We start from the raw sequence: 17,640 nt of genomic DNA, 5'->3' as shown, positions 1-17,640 counted from the left end.
ACAACTAAACTTAGAGAGATATGTCTTTTAGCCAGCTATCACAGGCGCAGGGGCTCTGTTTAGCAGGCTAAATATTTGGAGAGAAGCCTATGTACCCGTCTCCGATAGCCTCGGCCATCACCTTAGCCTTAGCAGGAACAGCGCACTTAACAGTGATGGCTGAAACCGCTCCCACAAACAGCAGTTCATCACTTAATAATATCCACAACCAATGCATAGTACAGATGCAGAGCAACCTTCATTCTAATGAAGTCACAGGCCTTGCCAACAGCATGCTCAAACGGGCCAATATGACCCTTAGCAATCCGGCAAAACTAACACATATCTACAAACACAGTATCAAAGGTTTTACCATTACAATGCCCTGCTCTGCAGCGCAAAAGGCCTTTGGGGATGATCCCAGCGTCAACTCATTTACCCCAGATAGTATCGTCAGTATCAGCAAAAGAAAACCCACGAATCCAGGTAACGGTGGAGGCGGAGAGGATACTGATAACAGCGTGTCCCAAAGCACACCTTGGGGAGTAACCAGAGTCGGCGGCTCAGCTGACGGCACAGGAAGAACAGCTTGGGTAATCGACACAGGTATTGACCTTAACAATGCCGATCTCAATGTTGATGCCAACAGAGGCTTTTCCGCCTTCACTAAGGGAAAAAATGCTGGCATGAACGATGGTCACGGGCACGGCACACATGTTGCGGGCACTATTGCCGCTATCGATAACAGCATAGATGTTGTCGGTGTCGCAGCTGGCGCCACTGTCGTTCCTGTAAAAGTGCTGGACTCGAGAGGCTCAGGCTCAACCTCTGGCGTAATAGCTGGAATCGACTATGTCGCAGCCAATGCCACTGCAGGCGACTGCGCCAATATGAGCCTAGGTGGTGGAGTAAGCAACTCTTTAGATAATGCGGTCAAAGTTGCCGCATCATATGGAATATTTTTTGTGCTCGCGGCGGGAAACAGTGGGGCTCATGCCAGTAATCACTCCCCTGCACGCGCCAATGGAGCAAATATATTTACCATCTCAGCAACCGATATCAATGACAACATGCCCAGCTGGTCCAACTGGGGGAACCCACCTGTGGATTACGCAGCTCCAGGTGTTAGCATCTCGTCACTCAAACGTGGCGGCGGTGTCACCACCATGTCTGGCACATCGATGGCCGCCCCAGCAGCTTGTGGTGTAATAATGATGACAAATGGTCAGCCTAAAAGTAGTGGCAATGCTGGCAATGATCGTGACGGAAACCCAGATCCCATCATCCATCTATAAGCCTAAACACTCACCGCTCCCCATTCATATCTCTAATGGGGAGCGCTATACCAATATTCATTGATAACGCTTCATCCCCCTTTCTTATAGTGATTGTCATTACTCACAAAATCATCAAAATTAGTGAGAGCTTAAGTAAAAAGCACGGTTCCGTCACAGTTATCTAGCTCAAAATAACGACAATACTCCGTTGTTAATTTGACCAGGTATCTCATTTCGTGTTTGACATTCATTATCTCTATTTTGCCCAAGGATTAGGCTTCATCTCAATGTTCTTGGCTTGGTGGGCTAACGCTCAAAGGGATGATAAAGCACTACTTAGCGGCAACTTAATCGCTTCGGGACTAACTTCAATTCACCTAGGTTTACTGGGCAGCCCCCTTGGCATGGTAAATCAACTGCTGAATATGGGCCGTTTTTTCTCTAGCCGTTACTACAGAATCTCAATTCTTGCTCCCATATTTGCCTCACTCGCCATAATACAGGGTTTATTATGGGCAGAGCATTGGAGTGAGTGGTGTACCGTAATGGCAGGGGTGATCATGAGCTTTGCACTCATTCACAGCAGAGGCACTCAACTTCGCTTAAGTATATTAGTGAGTAACATCTGCAACTTAGCACTATCGCTGCACTTACATTCATGGTCAGGAGTCATATATCAAGTAATCACCATAGGGGTGATCACTTACCAGTTAACAAGAGACACTCACTATGATAAATCCGGTAATGAGCCCACTTGCAACCATGCACTAGCCAAGTAGCTGACTAAATGCAGCCAGAGAGTCTTTATGCAACTGCAACAAACCTAAATACTCATCATCTTGATATTCAGATGTTTCCAGTAGCTTACACATCTTAGATAATCCGATAAGTCCCATGCTGGCACTGCTTCCCTTTAATGCATGAAGTAAGGTATTTCGATTCTCGCTCTTTTGTGACAGAGCCGAGAGTTGAACTTGGCTCGACTCTTTGTATAGCATCAGCATCTCCTCTACGGCATCCTTACCCAAATACTCGAGATCTTGCTCTATCTGCCCGATATCCAACAGTTCCCCTTGATAATCACCAGGAGAGGTCTTTGTCACTCTTTCCTCTTCGAGTGGGTTAACCACACCAATCCATGCCGCTAGCATCTGCATATTAAGCGGCTTACCCAGTACAAGGTCGAAGCCTATCTCACGATAATGGTCCATGTCATCGGCTTGGATCTGGGCGGTAAATGCGGCAATCTCCAGTTGATGAGATGCGTGTAAAGTCACCTCTCTTAGCTCTTTTAAAAGTACTAAACCAGAGCCGTCTCCTAACTGAATATCTAACATAATGGCATCGAAGCTATGCGCACTTTGTGTGCAATAAACACTCCTTGCCTCTGCGCAGCTATCAGCAAGCACTGACTCATGACCTAAATGAGCTAGAAAGCCCTGGGCGACCATAGCATTAACTTTATTATCCTCTATCACCAGAACCCGTTTCTTGTTTGTAACTCTCTGAGGTTCTTGCCCCCCTTCACTAGCCTTCTCACAAATAACCAGTGGCAAACTAAATCCAAAGCGGCTCCCTGCTCCCGCCTCACTTTCAACCCAAAGCGGTTTACAACCTCCCTCAAACAACCCCGCCTCTACTGATTTGACTTCATACTCAGGCAACTGACACATCAGCTCCACCAGCTCCTTACTGATAGCAAGTCCTAAACCTGTGCCACGAGATCGCCCCTGGTTCAATTGCGCACTATAGGCTTTAAACAGATGCTTCTTAGCTTCATCGCTGATCCCAACTCCACTGTCAACAACCATGAAGCAGAGCGCGCTATCCTCCACCCATACCTTAAGTCTAACCTCACCTTTGGGGGTAAACTTAATCCCATTACCAATAAGGTTAAACAACACCTGTCTTAACTTAGGGCCATCAATATTGACCCACTCCGGCAGTTTGGCACTATCGAGCACCAGATTTAACCCCGCCAGTCCTGCTCCTGCAAGCATGATAGCCACCACCTCATCGAGCAGATCATTAATGGCCACAGGACGAGGTTCATTAGCAAGTTTCCCCTGCTCCAATCTTGAGAAGTCCAGAATATCGTTCAACACAGTCTGCAGCAGGGTTCCACTGTATTGAGATAGGGCCAGCATCTGCTTTTGCGCGACAGGAAGATTTGAGTGCCCCAGTAGTGTTAAGGTGCCTAACAATCCATTGAGGGGAGTTCTGATCTCATGGCTCATGGTCGCCAAAAAGAGCGATTTGGCCTGATTAGCTTGCTCAGCCATGGTCCGAGCCTGAGCATGGCCTTTGGCTTCAGAGTCTAAGCGTTTATTGGCTATCGCCAGCTCCTGAGTTCTGGCTTCAACTTTGATCTCAAGCGCCGCCTTATGCTCGCTCAACTCATCGGCACTCTCTCTAAGCTCTAATTGAAGTTTTTGGTTATGTGCCGTTTTCTGTTTAAAGGCCTCAATGGCACTCGCCATTGCCGTTAACTCATCATCACCATGGGAGTTGATACCAACCTGAGTATCGCCCAAACTCAATCTGGAGAGTGCATAGGTCGCCTCATTGAGCCTCACTGCGATCCCCTTGTAGATCACACGATAAACCACAAACAAGATCACGATAAACATCAGGACACCTGTCCCCATCAACCCCGCTTTGGCCCAAGCTATTTGCTGCAGATAATCCAAACGAGCGCCTTCGGCCTCCTGCTGCTGAATAGCCATAGCATGATCAACCGTTTGATTAAGTTCATATAACTTATTTGAGAGCATGATAAGTTGCTTGCTCTGTGTTTTTATCAGATGCACATAGTTCTTCTGTATCGTCAGCCCCTCTGATACCTGCCTTAACACTGAAAACTCCCTCTCTAACTCTTTGGCACGCACAGGATCTCTCACTAACCCTTTAAGTAGCTCAAGCGCCATCAGGTCGACCTGTATGGTGGATTGTGAGCCCTCAGCATTGGGATCCATTGATGCTTGTAATGGCTGAAGTTGATAGGAGCTAGGCGGCACAACTGAAGGCTGCTGAGACATATTGCTCAACACAGTCAATAGCCCTTTTTCCTGCTCAGGAGATTGAAGTAACTGGCCAATGAGTGCGATATCATGGATAAGCTTAAGCGCCCTATTCAAGCGCTCCTGAATATCAATATCATGCTCAATCACAGTATCGAGTAGCTCTGCACTCTTCCTCTGACCCACTATCTCTGGATAGGCCAGACTCAATTTAGCTAGCACGGAAGAGTCAACGACGGCAAGTTCAGCCTCAAGCAGCTCAATACTATGACTTGCGGCCAGAGCTAAAGCCTCCCCCTGCGCGGTGAGTTTACTGGCGACTAATAATCGGTTTCCAACCTGCTTACCCAGTTGCGACAGGTCGTGAATAATCTCACCCGCTGTTAGCTCAAGACGCCAATCACTCTGCACCTGCAAGGATTTAAGTTTAGCGATAGCACTGAGCATATTGGTGCTATTTATCGACAATTTACGACCAATAAACTGCCGTTGGTGCTCCTCTTCGACTCGTCCTAGGGCTTGAGCATTTTCCGCCAGCGCGTTTGACGCCTGCGCCAGCTCTCTGGCCGCTTCAGATGCAGGAAGCGCCTTATCATAAAGGTAAGCATCGGCCTGATTAACCCAATATAAGCTTAAATTTCCCAGAGAAACCAAAAGAAGTAACAGTAAGCCAAGCACGCCAAAAGCCAACATCAGACGACCGACTAAACTTTTTCTTGAAAGTGATAAAGCGCTCACTCTTATTCCTTCTGTTAAAGGCTGATACAATTAAAAACTGATATTATATAAATCGAATAAACGCTCAGTTAATACCAAATAGCGGTGGTGAAAAGTGACTTTAAAAAAAATAATCTCAACGTTCGTCAGTATCATGCCACTTCTCTTTGCCCTCCAGGCCAACGGTGAAACTTGGTCCTTAGAGCAGCGTACTCCTTACAATACCAAGGTTCAAACCGCAAACACTCTGCTTTATACACCGCTTAAACAGACTCAACAACCTTGGAAAATCTGTGCTCTTGTTCCCCATCTAAAAGATGCTTACTGGATCGGCATTGATTATGGCTTAGTGCAGCAAGCCACTAAGCTCAATATCAAACTCGAGCTATTTGAAGCTGGAAGTTATTACCATAAAAAGAAACAACTAAAACAACTCAGCAACTGCATGAAAGGGGATTTTGATGCCATTTTACTTGGCACTGTCGACCCCAAACTCATTGCATATTACCACGGTCCAATCACTAAACCAGTTATCGCATTGGTCAATAGAGTCGACAGCCCCACCATTACGACACGGATCGGAGTCAATTGGTATCAGATGGGCTGGCATGCGGGTCAGTTTATCAAAAATGATCTGACTCTATCTCCTACAAGCAGCCATAAGAAACAGAAAGATTTAGCACTACTGACTGGCCCAGAAAAACTAGGTGGGAGCGATTGGGTAGACCAAGGGGTATTCGATGCATTAAAAGAGAGCGATATCAAGATCTCCTCTATACGTCATGCAGACAATAATCGGGATCTTTACCGGGATCAGCTACATCACCTACTCGATGATCAGAGCCCAAATTACATCTTAGGCAGTGCCGTCGCCATAGAGGCAGCCATCGGCGAAATAGGCCATAAACATTTAGAGGGCAAAGTAAAACTCGTCAGCAGTTACCTATCTCCTGGTGTACTAAGAGGCTTATTCAGAGATAAAGTCTCCTTTAGCAGCGATGACTTAGTAGTTTTACAGGGAAAACTGGCTATTGATATTGTTGTCAAAGAGCTAGAAGGAAATGCTATTCATGGTGATATTGGTCCCAAGATTCAAGGGATAAACGCTCAGAAGCTCAATCAAGACAAGATCAAAAACAAACTAAGCAAGAGCTTAGCTCCAGCCAACTTCTACCCTGTCTACAGCGTTAATCCTCAACCTTAGCTGAGAATAAGTAGCCCTCTCCGTGAACCGTCACAAATAAATCTGGATTAAGTTTATTGCGTAATCGTCTTAAGATGACATCGATAGTTCTATCATTAACATCTTGATTTCTATGACTTGTTTGCTGCATAAGACGCTCGCGGGAAAGCACTTGTTGCGGATGCAGTGCAAAAGCAGCCAGTAACTCAAACTCTGCTTTCGTCAGCTTAATGAGATCCTCACCATGAAGTAGTTTACGGCTATTGAGCTCAAGTGCATAACCATCAAATACGATCACATCATCTTTTTCTTCAAGCTGCTCAATAACTTTCTGCTCAGCCTGACGAACAAGCGAGATCCGCCAAAGCAGGTTTTTTACCCTAACTAACAGCTCACGCAACTCAAAAGGCTTAGTCACATAATCGTCGGCTCCCATCTCCAAACCAATGATCTTATCTATCGCCTCATCACGACCTGTGACCAGTATAATGCCTACATCGGAACGGCTTCTTAGCTCTCTTGTCAGGCTTAAACCATCGGCACCAGAATTTAATCCATTACTGCCCTGTAGATTAATATCGAGTATAACAAGATCGATATGTTGACGATTAAACTCATGCCACATCTGCTCGCCATTTTGAGCCTGTTGGACCCGATAGCCCTCCTTCTCAAAATACCCTTTTAACCTTGCACGAATGACTGACTCATCGTCGACAACCAACACGTTATACGCCATGGCTTAAATTATCCTATCCCGAAACATCTTCTCAATTATTCACATTTTTTCATATTTGCATATAAGCAATGTGTAAAATATCCGATTTGATCGATAAATGGCCAACATAAAGTGAGTTTGATCAGTAAAAAAACATTAATATCGCAAGAATTTTTACACCCATAACAAAGTGGCATATGCTTATAGCGAAGCATATTAATTTTTAAGCTATTTTCTAACCGGTACATTAAGGATGACTTATGGATGAAAGGCGTCAGTTTTCCCGTATTTTGTTTAATACAACCGCCTATCTCAATCAAGGCGAAAATATGTGGGCGACTAAAATTCATGACTTGAGTCTAAATGGAGCACTGATTGATAAACCAATGGATTTTGCACCAGCAGAGGGCACTATCACACTCGGTTTCTCTCTCCCCGATTCAGATATCGAATTGCGAATGGAAGCCACACTGGTTTACTCAACCGAGCGACTCTTAGGGCTTAAATGTTTCCACATCGATGTTGAAAGTATCAGTCACCTCAGGCGTATGCTAGAACTCAATTTAGGCGATGCCTCTCTACTCAACCGTGAGCTGGAAAACTTTATTGATGCACATGATAAACCAACCTTGGATTGAAGGTTCGCGACATTTCTGATTTAACTTCTGTTAATAGGCCTTCGAATGAAGGCTTATTACATTTTTTATATGTTAACTTTTATCTAAATTGGCATTGGATTGTTGAAGATTGTACCTTCACTGTGATCTATCGCTTCCCAGCGGGCAATGTGCAGTTACTTCTGCGAGGCGCTGTGAAGCCATCCTTGGCCGCTTTACGGTTTCATCCTTGAAACCGAAACTCGCAGCTGAATCTGCACCTGTTCATTTACTTCTTCGATTTGGCTTTATTACTGGAATTGTGGCTCTAGACTATGGCTAAGTTGAACAGTTTATACCTTGCATTTTTTGCAAAAATCGAGATTATTTGTTCCACTCAAAAAAGAGAGTTGATAACTAGCAAGTTGCCAATATTAACTCATTGATGGTTAATAGCTTTACTGTTAACTTTAAGCAATAAATACAAAGGCTATCACTTGTAAAAATCGTTCTTATGGGGAATGTTCTTATTCAAAGTTCAGCCTAATATACAGTTAGGCATTAAAGGGAGCTTGATTTTAACTCCCTCATAATTTTAAGATTTATCCTTTGGTGCTTTTCGGGTCATTTCCATAGCTGTGTTTCGCACGGATCTTACCGTTATCACCACGATGGATCGAAACTTCAGATTGTGCTTTTTGTGCTAGTTCCCTAGCTCTTTCAAATACTTCTTTTTGAGTTGCTCCAGTCACGCTAGCTCGGCTTGCATCTTCACGTTTTCCTTTCCATGTACCATCGCTATCTTGGTACACGTTGTAATCATCTTTAGACATAAATTACCTCATAATGAATAAGTAGTAAGTTGGATCACCATGTGCAATAAAACACACTTATTACATGGGTATTTATACAGTCTGATTCAAGGTGTATGGTCTAAAAAATGCCTAACAAATTCGTAAACTCATGGCAAAATTAGCTTCGTGTTAACTTCAATTCTTTTAGCGCTACTAGCATCTGAAGTACATGAACTCAAAACTGAATTTGGTGCTTGGGATATTGATAGTGATAATGCTCAAACTGTACTAAAAGAATTAATGTCCGACGGTAATACCGGGATAACAAAATATCAAAGTGAGGAATATCAAGATTACGAGAAAAGTGAATCACTCGACTTAATATGCTTTGTTTGCTCTAACCTTCAAATATTCCTCACTGACGATGGATATAAGCGGTGGAAGACTAATAGTAATGGGGTTTCCACAAAAAGAGCTAGGCATTTAATGTTCTCTAATCGTGGAAGTCAATTAATGTTTAATACAATCCGTTACCGAACAAATTTCTCAACAATGAACACATAGGTCTGTTGCAAGCAACTAAGACCTAATAAAGTAACCACACTAACTAAGACAACATAAACAGCCCAATAAAGCCTAAAAAAACTAGAGAGTTAATTGATTAATTCAAGCAATTCGTGAATGGTTTTCACTGGGATAATTTTAGCGCCTAACCCCTCCATGGATTTATGGTAGTTACGAAAAGGGATAAATACCTCGGTAAAGCCATGCTGAACCGCTTCTTTCACCCTTGGAACGCCACTGTCTATAGGTCTGACGTCGCCATTTAAGCTAAGCTCGCCCATGATGCAGGTGGTTCTTGGTACCACAAAATCATTTAAGCTACTCAAGAGTGCCGTTACCAAGGCTAAGTCGATACAGGTTTCCGATTCATCAATCTTCAGGCCACCCACTAAGTTAAAGTAGGTATCGTGAAATATCTTAGTGCGGGTGTGTTTTCGCAATATTCCCGTTAGCATCTTAATTCGGTTCATGTTGAGACCAACACAGACACGTTGAGGAAACTCCCCTTCGGTTTCTGTGGTTAGGCACTGGATCTCCAGTAAAAGATTACGGTTTCCCTTACGGATACAGGTAATGGCGGCGCCGGGGGACTGGGTTGATGAACCCGATAGAAAGATCTCACTTGGGTTATCGACACTGAGCATGCCTCGCTCTGTCATTCTAAAGATACCCACAGTATCAACATCGCCAAAACGGTTCTTGTTAGCTCTAAGGGTTCTTACCTGACCGTCATTACACTCAAGATGCGTCAAACAATCTACGATATGGATCAGGGTCTGCGGCCCCGCCGTTTCATTGTTTTTGTTCACGTGCGCCACTAAAAACATGGTGACATTGTTCTGCTTGCAGTATTGAGTCAATGACTGAGCACTGCTTTTAACCTGTGAGGGAGAGCCTGGACTGCCGTTTGCTAAGTCGGTAACAACGGCTTGAATAGAGTCGATAACGGCAAATTTGACCTTTTTAGCCTCGAGCTCTGCAATAATCGCTTCAACGCTGGTTTCCGCCATTAAGTACAAGTTTTCCTCATTACAGTTTAATTTAAGACGGTTAACACGGTTCTTAAACTGTGAAAGTGACTCTTCAGCTGTACAGTATAGAGACGGCATAATTTGGGACATACGCGAAACAAGATCAGACAATAATGTCGTCTTACCCGCACCAGGATCCCCAGAGATGATATTGACTGAACCAGTAGTAAGCCCGCCACACAATACGCGGTCAAGCTCACCTATCCCGGTAAGCATCTTTTGTGCTTCAAACTCCTCAACCTCACTCAGTCTCTTTGAACCACCTCCAACAGAGCCTGCATAACCAGCCACAGAGGAGCCTGAAGACTTGGCACTGCTTAAACGCACCTCAGTGATGGTGTTCCACTCATGACAGGCACTGCATTGCCCCTGCCAACGAGGAAAGTCCTGACCACACTCATTACACACATATGCTGTTTTATTTTTTGCCATATCTCTACATAACTATTGAAAAACGATTGAATTGAATGCTAACGAACAGTCTCACTATTAAGCAGACGTTTTCACAAGCTCAAACGACCACTTGCTTATCTTGCCTGTGATATCATAAAAATGGTCTCTAGCTTGAGTTAAAGCGGTGAACGTGTTGCGATAATCAAATGATAATAACGACTTATCATTAAACTGATTGAAAATTCATTATCAAGAATTTTCTCTAACAGCCGACATAAGATCTGTTGGCAATAAGATTATCAGTCATGGATAGAATTATCACCTCAATAAGAGGTGTTTTATACCCTATATTAAAATAGTGAATCCAGATATTTAAGCAGTATTTTTCATCTCCTTTACTTAAAATAGTACAGCAACAAATAACAACGCCTCCCTACGAATAATATGAGTGAGTAATGAGTTTAGACGAACACAGTGCATTAATAGAACAGCTAAAGCCCCTCTTAATGGAACCCGACTTCCAGGCTATTTTCGATATGCTGACAAAAGATGAGTCCAACTCAACCCGTTTTCTTCTAAAGATGGAGCTCAATCGCATCTCTGCGCTCTGTACACGTATCATAGATCTTAGAGATAAGTCTGAACTTGCCTGTGAAGAGGTCACAGATGGGGATCGTCATCATTATTTAGATGAGCCAGCAAAAGAGAGTTTTAAAGAGTCCATGGCTCTCTACCATGGCAAGTATACATTAGGCGTTTATGAACATGTCATCGATGCCCATCGACGCCGTAAAACAAAACTGCAGGAGACAGGCAGTGCAACTGAGGTCTCGACTCCTGAACCTTATATTGCAACGGGCGTTGTTTTAGGCAGCTACTTCAACCGTAGTGAAGAGAGGATGAATTACAGCATTCGGATCTCAGCCTCCCAACCCGGTCGAAACGAGAGCCTAGGGATCACAGTCGATCTCTCCGTAGGTGGAGCGCGTATACGTCTACCATTAAAGCATAGTTTTAACGTCGATAATCCAATAAAGATAAAGCTGCTTGAGCTCAGTGATGAGTACTATCACGAAGATCTACAACAAGGTGTTGAATATCAGATTGTCGATACAGAAACCAGTTCAGAGTATTGCTGGATGCGCCTAAAACGAGTCGGTGGCAGTGACGCACTCACGCAGATGCTCTCCAATCTAATTAAGGGTTATAAGTTCAGGTATAAAGTCGATATCAACGATATCTTAGTGGCAGCAACTGGACTTGGCTTTGAGCGTCACTATCTGCCTCACCTTCCTCATTTACCGATCTTTATTGAGCCCGATGCTGATAACTATAAAATAACCCATAAGCTCTTAAGCCGAGATAACCAGCAGCTGCAATATTATTTTCAAGATGAGCAAGATATCAGTCAACTGCCAAACATGATCACTGGCAGCAGGATCAAGGCCATGATAGATGAGCCAGATAACAAAGATCATACCCTGTTTTTCTGTTTCACTTTCCACAGTAATGGCCGAGTTTACTTCTATTCAGCCACGTTAGCAGAATTGAAAGAGACTAGGCTTCTCTCACTGTTTTTAAGTTTTGGCTCCACCAAGCCATCATGGAAAACACTGAAGCTAACCTATCATGCAATCGATCATAGAAAATCATACAAAGCCAGCATACTGCCTGGTGATGATAGCTGCTACTCAGCACTTACCGAGGCGCAACTCAAACGTTTCTCCCATGTGCTACAGCTCATCGATCTCACCGATCCACAAGCGAAAGAGCACTATCTTAGCTGGAACGACAGATCTGATAAGGCTACCAATGAGCTTAAGGTATTCGGTCAACAGAAATTATTGAAAAACAACGTCAAGTTACTTTCGCTCCAATTTAGTGAACGACGTAATGAGGCTAGATTTTCATTTAAGACTCAAGTGAAAGCCAGCCAAGGTAAAAAAGTCGTCACGGGCATTACCCGAGATATCTCCAGTAAAGGCTTACAGCTTGCATTAGAGCAACCTATTAATTTCGACAGAACCGCGCCAATACAACTGACTTTTCCCAAGCTACAATCTATCGCTGGTAAAATAGATCTAAGTCAGCTTCCCTACCGATTAATCAGGGAGAGACAATCAGGTTCGAGTATCCATTTGGCGGCAGTGATGGGGCATTCACCTCATATTGGTGTCGAATTTATGAATAAACTCATCACTAATAACCGCGACAAACTTGAGAAATTAACTGAAGCCAACAGTGAGATGAAAGAGTTAGCTGATGCCTTAAAGAACTTACTAGTACGTAACTTAGACTCAGTCCCTTTCTTTATCGAGAAAACCGTTAAATCAGCTAAATTAAGTACCTTAGGGGTCAGTACCCATAAAAATGAGATCACCGATCTATTTGCGGCATCGGCCTCTCGCTCACTGGAGTATAACCTCGCCTCCTTACTTAAAGATGGGCGATTAAAGCAAGATTTTATAGACCCTATTCGAGCAATGAAACACCAAACGGGTCTCGAGTACTTCGAGCTCTACCTACAGATATCTAGGCAATCCCTTGGAGAGGTAAAAGTAAAATGCGTTGCCCCCAACGAGATTGGTGATACTAAGGCTAGAGAACACTTTATCACCCAAAGTCAAAATCTAGGGCGATTTATGGCCTTAAGAGTTTATCGAGGTGTCACCGATAAACCAGATCTTAGTTATATCCGTAAGGAGATGGAGTACATAACTGTACATGCCCATCATAAGGCAAAGCAGTTACAGGAACGTTTATGGCGAATTGTTGGCGTAGGTGAACTTCTAGATATCACCGAGGAGGTACTGCTTAGGTATCCTGATCTCTATCAGCAGACAGAACGTGAACCAGAAAATAGCTCCGCTTAATTAATCAAGTAGGCTCAGACTTTGCCCCAGTCTTAATGGGGCTTCACCCAATTTTCACCCTAACTCCCTCCAGTTTCACCTAACTTCACCTTTGCTAAACTGTCTTTCAGCTAAAAGCATGTAGGCTAATAACAATCAGAATAATCCAATAAAAGAGATAGTAAACCTGATGAAAAGTATCCTCATAACAATCGCAGTTAGCCTTATACTGCTCACCAGTTCAAACCTCAATGCCAACTCTTTAGATAAGACTCCGATAGTGAGTGCTTATGAATATCAGCACCACTCACAGATACTTGCACAGAAGAGGCGCTATATGGTCTCGCTTCCCGAGCGGTATCAAGTCAATCAAAGACGCTTCCCAACACTCTATATCATAGATGCTGACTTCCAGTTTCATCATGTCTCATCAATAGTGAAGCATCTGACTCGTATGGGAAAGTTACCGCCTATGATAGTCGTAGGTATCGCCAATCAGGGAGATGATGACTACCTTAAAACAACAACTTGGCCCGATGGTAAAGACGATGCTTTTGGCGGTGCAGCTCAATTCCACACATACTTGAAACAGGAGTTGTTGCCAACTATCGACGCTCAATTTCGAACCGATGACCGCAAGGCTCTCGCTGGCTACTCACTTGGCGGTCTATTCACTCTCTACAGCATGATGCAAACACAGACGCCATTTGATGCGTTCTTAGCCATGAGCCCCAGTGCTTGGCATGACGGCAACAGCCTACCAGGAAAGATTGAGCCTCTGCTCAAACAAGGAAAAATAACCTCTCCGGTGTTTATCTCACTGGCTAATGAGGAGGGGATGGGAGTTGAAAAGTTAATTCAAGTATTTGAGCAAGTTGCGCCTGAAAAGCTAAATTGGGAATATAAGCACTACCCTAACGAGAATCACTTCACCACCGCCCTTCCAGCCCTCTACGATGGGTTACAATTTTTAGCACCAAACTACGCCATTGACGGCACAGACATGTTAGCCATAGGAGACTACAAGCAAGTGTTAGCTCACTTTAATCAGCAACAGAAAAATTGGGCTGGATTTCAGTTTGAGTGGCTCACTGCCTATCAATTTGCTAAGTACCTATTTTGGTCTAAGCAGCTAGATGAGGTCGATAACGTGCTAACAGCGGTGAAAAAGCAGTTTCCTGAATCTTTCGCCAATGTAAGTATTCAGCTAGCCAAAGGCTTTAATAAGAAACAAGATTTTAAGCGTGTAGCTCAACTACTCAACGGTGTGAAAGCTGAGGGAGAAACACTACCAGGCTGGCATAAGCAGATGAGTATCTATTATAAAAGTACTGATAAACCTGAACTGGCGAAACAACATCAAGAGCAAGCATTAATGTTAGCGAAAAAGTATGCCCTTGAAAGCTGGGAGGTGTGGGAGCTTAAATAGGGCCTTACATCTAAGTCCCTAGTTGTGAAAATTCACTCCAACAACTAGGGCCTTAATAGCAATAACTAAATATTTTGGTACCAATCTCTGATCTGAATAAAATGATCATCAACCGCATCTTTATGGATCAACATATCGGCATGGCCATAATCATGTTTATGCCCCTGAGACTTGGCAAGTAAGGTATATTCTACATCGGAAAACTGACACTCTTGGATCATCCTCTGCACATCGGCAGGATTGCCTAGTACCTCATCCCCTAGGCCCGCAATAAACCAAGACTTAGGCCACTTATCCTTATTTGCGACAACTTGCGCCGCTCGGGCATAATCAAAACCATCATCATGATCTATCCAATCTCCCCTTACCCAATCTACACATTGTGACAGGGAACGACGACTCTCATTATCCATCCCCATTCCCCAGCGATCAGCAGCAAGGTAACCATGGCCCCACGCAATCATCTTAGCCAACTTATTCCAGCCAATATTAACCATCATATACTTCTTAACAGAGCTCACTTTAATGGTGCGCTTAGTCCCGAAGGTAAGTAAGGATGCCACACTCTCCTGAAACAGGGGAAAACGAGAGATAGCACTGGCCATTAGAACGCCCCCCCAGGAATGAGCACACCAATGAATACTCGATACTTGAGAGTGAAGTCCCATGATATAGTGATGCACTAAGGGAAGCTGTTCACGGATCACCTCCCCCTGTCCCTCTTTAAACCCTCGCTGGATCTTAGGCGTACTTAGACCACGCCCCTGAGTATCGAGCACATACACAACAAAGCCAGCTTCAGCTAAAAAACAAGCGAGACCTCGTCCAGACTCACTGTAAAACACCTTACCGTTAGACATGGCACCATGGAGCATTAATATGGGCGGCTTATGCATATCGGCATTGGCTAGCTTTACCTGTCTAAGGTGCAGTTGACCTTCAAGATAAGGGATATAAAAAGAGGTTTGTTCCAAATCCACAATCACTATTTACTGACTAATGAAAATAATAAACTACTGACTTGAAATGAAAAAACAAGAGTAAACACTCAATAAAGTGGCATATGAACTAGGGAGAACAGATAAGATGAATGAGTTCAAATTGATATGACCTCATTTAAAACATAAAAAATTAAGCCCATCGATAGGAAAACAACCGTTTTGCTATCGATGGGCCTAACTCAGAGGTTAATACTAACTTGTATCACTAAATTAACTGCAACAGATATGGCAATACTTTTAGATCTAACTGTTTAATGGCAACATCGGCTGCAGCTTCAAGTTTTGGTTTTGCATGGTAGGCGATACCAAAATCTGCGATCTCAATCATAGGGATATCATTCGCCCCGTCACCGATTGCAAGTCGTTGGCCCTTTGGGATCTCCCAAGCTTGGGCGCAGCGCACAACCGTATCCGCCTTAAACTGAGCATCGACCACCTGACCTGTCACCTGGCCTGTCAGCTTTCCTCCTTCGAACACCAACTCATTGGCGTAGGCAGCATCAAGATCCAATAACTGCTTAAGATGACCAACAAACGGGGTAAATCCGCCTGATGCAACGACAAGTCGCCAACCATATGATTGCAGCTCAGCCACCATCTCCGTTAAACCTGGCATCAGAGGAAGCTTGTCACATAGGATCTGTATAATCGCCTCGTCCGCACCTTCAAGTTGAGCAACTCTTGCCCTCAAGCTCTCTTCAAAATCCAGTTCCCCCTGCATGGCACGCTCGGTCACCTCTGCAACCGCCTCCCCTACACCAGCCATGACTGCTAGCTCATCGATACACTCAATCTCAATGGCAGTGGAATCCATATCCATCACTAATAAACCACAGCGATTGAGTACCGCTTGATTTGGACTAATAGAGAAAAACTCAACGCCGTCAATTAAGGCGTACTGTTCTCTCTCTGTCGCATTGAGAGGCTTATCTAAACGCAGCTCTATACAGTGCAGTGCATTTTTTCGAACGATATAAGCAAGCGAAACGGGCTGAGAAAGCACAACAAGTAATCTAGCTAACTCGCTCTCTACGGATTGCTCAGAATACACACATCGATACCTAACCGCTCCATTAGGAAGCTCAGACTCAAGATGACGAGATATAGAAAGTGTTTGAGCATTAAAAGTAAGGGTTTGCTCCTCTTTCAACCATGAAAATAGTGACACGTGGTTCAGACTTTCCATCAGCAATGCTTCTCCGGCTATCGGGCAGGGTCATAATCAATTATGATTAGGTAAACCCATAATAAATTCAGGTACACAGTGTTTTTTCTTAAAGGACTGAAAAAGAGTCATAGGATCAGCAGGTTTATACAGATCACTATCGCACTGACGTTGGCAGTGGGACTTATTCAGTTATGGGAAACTAGCCTACTACAAGGCCAGCAGCTTCTAAAGTCCCAAACTGAAAAGATGGCCAGATTAATGGTTCAACAAACAGCTTATGGCGCCGCTCCGGCACTGCAGCTTGAAAATGATGAGCAGCTGCAATGGCTCGCCACCGCTTTGGTGCTCGACCCTAAGGTGATGTCGGCCAGTATTTTCAGTGAAGATGGTCAAAGGCTCTCCTTTGCTCAAAGTGTTAGCACCGAGGAGTTAGAGCCAGAGTCTGAAGAGTTACAAGCATTGCTCGCTCCCTACCCTCCCTATGTTGAGGCTGTTTCTCAAGATGGTAATAACTTAGGCTTTATTGAGGTCAGATTGGAGCCCCGCCTCTTCTTTAATGAGATTAAAGAAGCGCATCAGATAAACATGAAGCAGCAACAGATGATGCTGATTATCGCAGGCTTAATAGGTATGTTACTGTCGCGAGCTCTCTCCTTTAAGCGGGCTGATTTTGACCGTAGGAAAACACGCTTTAAACTCAGAAAGAAACCGAGCAAACTCAAGAAAGAAACATTACCGGAAGAAGTAGCGAGTAGCGAGTAGCGAGTAGCGAGTAGCGAGTAGCGAGTAGCGAGTAGCGAGTAGCGAGTAGCGAAGAAGATAGAGAAAGCAGAAAAGATCAACATAAAAAACGGGCTCATATTATGAGCCCGTTTTATTTAGCTTTCCTCTAATACTAATCAGTATAAAAAGAGGAACATC

General features: G+C 43.9%; 13 protein-coding genes. 7 read left to right on the top strand and 6 right to left on the bottom strand.

Features of this window, described 5'->3' with window-relative positions:
* Positions 1 to 89: 89 nt before the first annotated feature.
* The gene (locus K0625_RS19370) at positions 90 to 1,274 is read left to right on the top strand and encodes a S8 family serine peptidase (RefSeq protein ID WP_220111179.1); all 1,185 of its coding nucleotides are present in this window, start codon (positions 90 to 92) and stop codon (positions 1,272 to 1,274) included.
* Positions 1,275 to 1,492: 218 nt separating this feature from the next.
* Positions 1,493 to 2,035 (top strand): YgjV family protein, encoded by a 543-nt coding sequence (locus K0625_RS19365; protein WP_333473872.1) that lies wholly within the window; start codon positions 1,493 to 1,495, stop codon positions 2,033 to 2,035.
* On the opposite strand, the gene torS is transcribed toward K0625_RS19365, so the two are convergent.
* Positions 2,024 to 5,014: a TMAO reductase system sensor histidine kinase/response regulator TorS gene (torS, locus tag K0625_RS19360; RefSeq protein ID WP_220111178.1), complete on the bottom strand. Its 2,991-nt coding sequence runs from the start codon at positions 5,012 to 5,014 to the stop codon at positions 2,024 to 2,026. The two genes, K0625_RS19365 and torS, sit on opposite strands and share 12 nt — an antisense overlap.
* Before the next feature lie 133 nt (positions 5,015 to 5,147).
* Between torS and torT the strand changes: the two genes are divergently transcribed.
* The gene (torT, locus tag K0625_RS19355; protein ID WP_220111223.1) at positions 5,148 to 6,197 is read left to right on the top strand and encodes a TMAO reductase system periplasmic protein TorT; all 1,050 of its coding nucleotides are present in this window, start codon (positions 5,148 to 5,150) and stop codon (positions 6,195 to 6,197) included.
* Here the strand turns inward: torT and torR are convergent.
* Entirely contained in the window at positions 6,181 to 6,912 is a 732-nt protein-coding gene (torR, locus tag K0625_RS19350) for a two-component system response regulator TorR (protein ID WP_220111177.1), read from the bottom strand. The two genes, torT and torR, sit on opposite strands and share 17 nt — an antisense overlap.
* Positions 6,913 to 7,151: 239 nt before the next feature.
* Between torR and K0625_RS19345 the strand changes: the two genes are divergently transcribed.
* Complete coding sequence (locus K0625_RS19345) at positions 7,152 to 7,529, top strand: PilZ domain-containing protein (protein WP_220111176.1); 378 nt, start codon at positions 7,152 to 7,154, stop codon at positions 7,527 to 7,529.
* 560 nt (positions 7,530 to 8,089) lie between these two features.
* Here the strand turns inward: K0625_RS19345 and K0625_RS19340 are convergent.
* Positions 8,090 to 8,320, bottom strand: a complete 231-nt coding sequence (locus K0625_RS19340) for a DUF2188 domain-containing protein (RefSeq protein WP_220111175.1) — start codon at positions 8,318 to 8,320, stop codon at positions 8,090 to 8,092.
* Between the two features lie 614 nt (positions 8,321 to 8,934).
* Entirely contained in the window at positions 8,935 to 10,308 is a 1,374-nt protein-coding gene (radA, locus tag K0625_RS19335; protein WP_220111174.1) for a DNA repair protein RadA, read from the bottom strand.
* Positions 10,309 to 10,724: 416 nt separating this feature from the next.
* On the opposite strand from radA, the gene K0625_RS19330 reads away from it, so the two are divergent.
* The gene (locus tag K0625_RS19330) at positions 10,725 to 13,142 is read left to right on the top strand and encodes a PilZ domain-containing protein (protein ID WP_220111173.1); all 2,418 of its coding nucleotides are present in this window, start codon (positions 10,725 to 10,727) and stop codon (positions 13,140 to 13,142) included.
* A 169-nt stretch (positions 13,143 to 13,311) separates the two neighbouring features.
* Positions 13,312 to 14,550: an alpha/beta hydrolase gene (locus K0625_RS19325; RefSeq protein WP_220111172.1), complete on the top strand. Its 1,239-nt coding sequence runs from the start codon at positions 13,312 to 13,314 to the stop codon at positions 14,548 to 14,550.
* Positions 14,551 to 14,615: 65 nt separating this feature from the next.
* Here K0625_RS19325 and K0625_RS19320 read toward each other — a convergent pair whose 3' ends face one another.
* The gene (locus K0625_RS19320; RefSeq protein ID WP_220111171.1) at positions 14,616 to 15,530 is read right to left on the bottom strand and encodes an alpha/beta fold hydrolase; all 915 of its coding nucleotides are present in this window, start codon (positions 15,528 to 15,530) and stop codon (positions 14,616 to 14,618) included.
* A gap of 226 nt (positions 15,531 to 15,756) precedes the next feature.
* The gene (gene serB / locus K0625_RS19315; RefSeq protein WP_220111170.1) at positions 15,757 to 16,737 is read right to left on the bottom strand and encodes a phosphoserine phosphatase SerB; all 981 of its coding nucleotides are present in this window, start codon (positions 16,735 to 16,737) and stop codon (positions 15,757 to 15,759) included.
* A gap of 78 nt (positions 16,738 to 16,815) precedes the next feature.
* Between serB and K0625_RS19310 the strand changes: the two genes are divergently transcribed.
* The gene (locus tag K0625_RS19310) at positions 16,816 to 17,481 is read left to right on the top strand and encodes a YtjB family periplasmic protein (RefSeq protein ID WP_065188063.1); all 666 of its coding nucleotides are present in this window, start codon (positions 16,816 to 16,818) and stop codon (positions 17,479 to 17,481) included.
* Positions 17,482 to 17,640: the final 159 nt, after the last annotated feature.

It is taken from the genome of Shewanella nanhaiensis, assembly GCF_019457885.1.
GTDB classification, from domain to species: Bacteria; Pseudomonadota; Gammaproteobacteria; order Enterobacterales; family Shewanellaceae; genus Shewanella; species Shewanella nanhaiensis.
The sequence above is the reverse complement of the archived record's forward strand: the minus strand, read 5'-3'. Positions and strand labels throughout refer to the sequence as shown.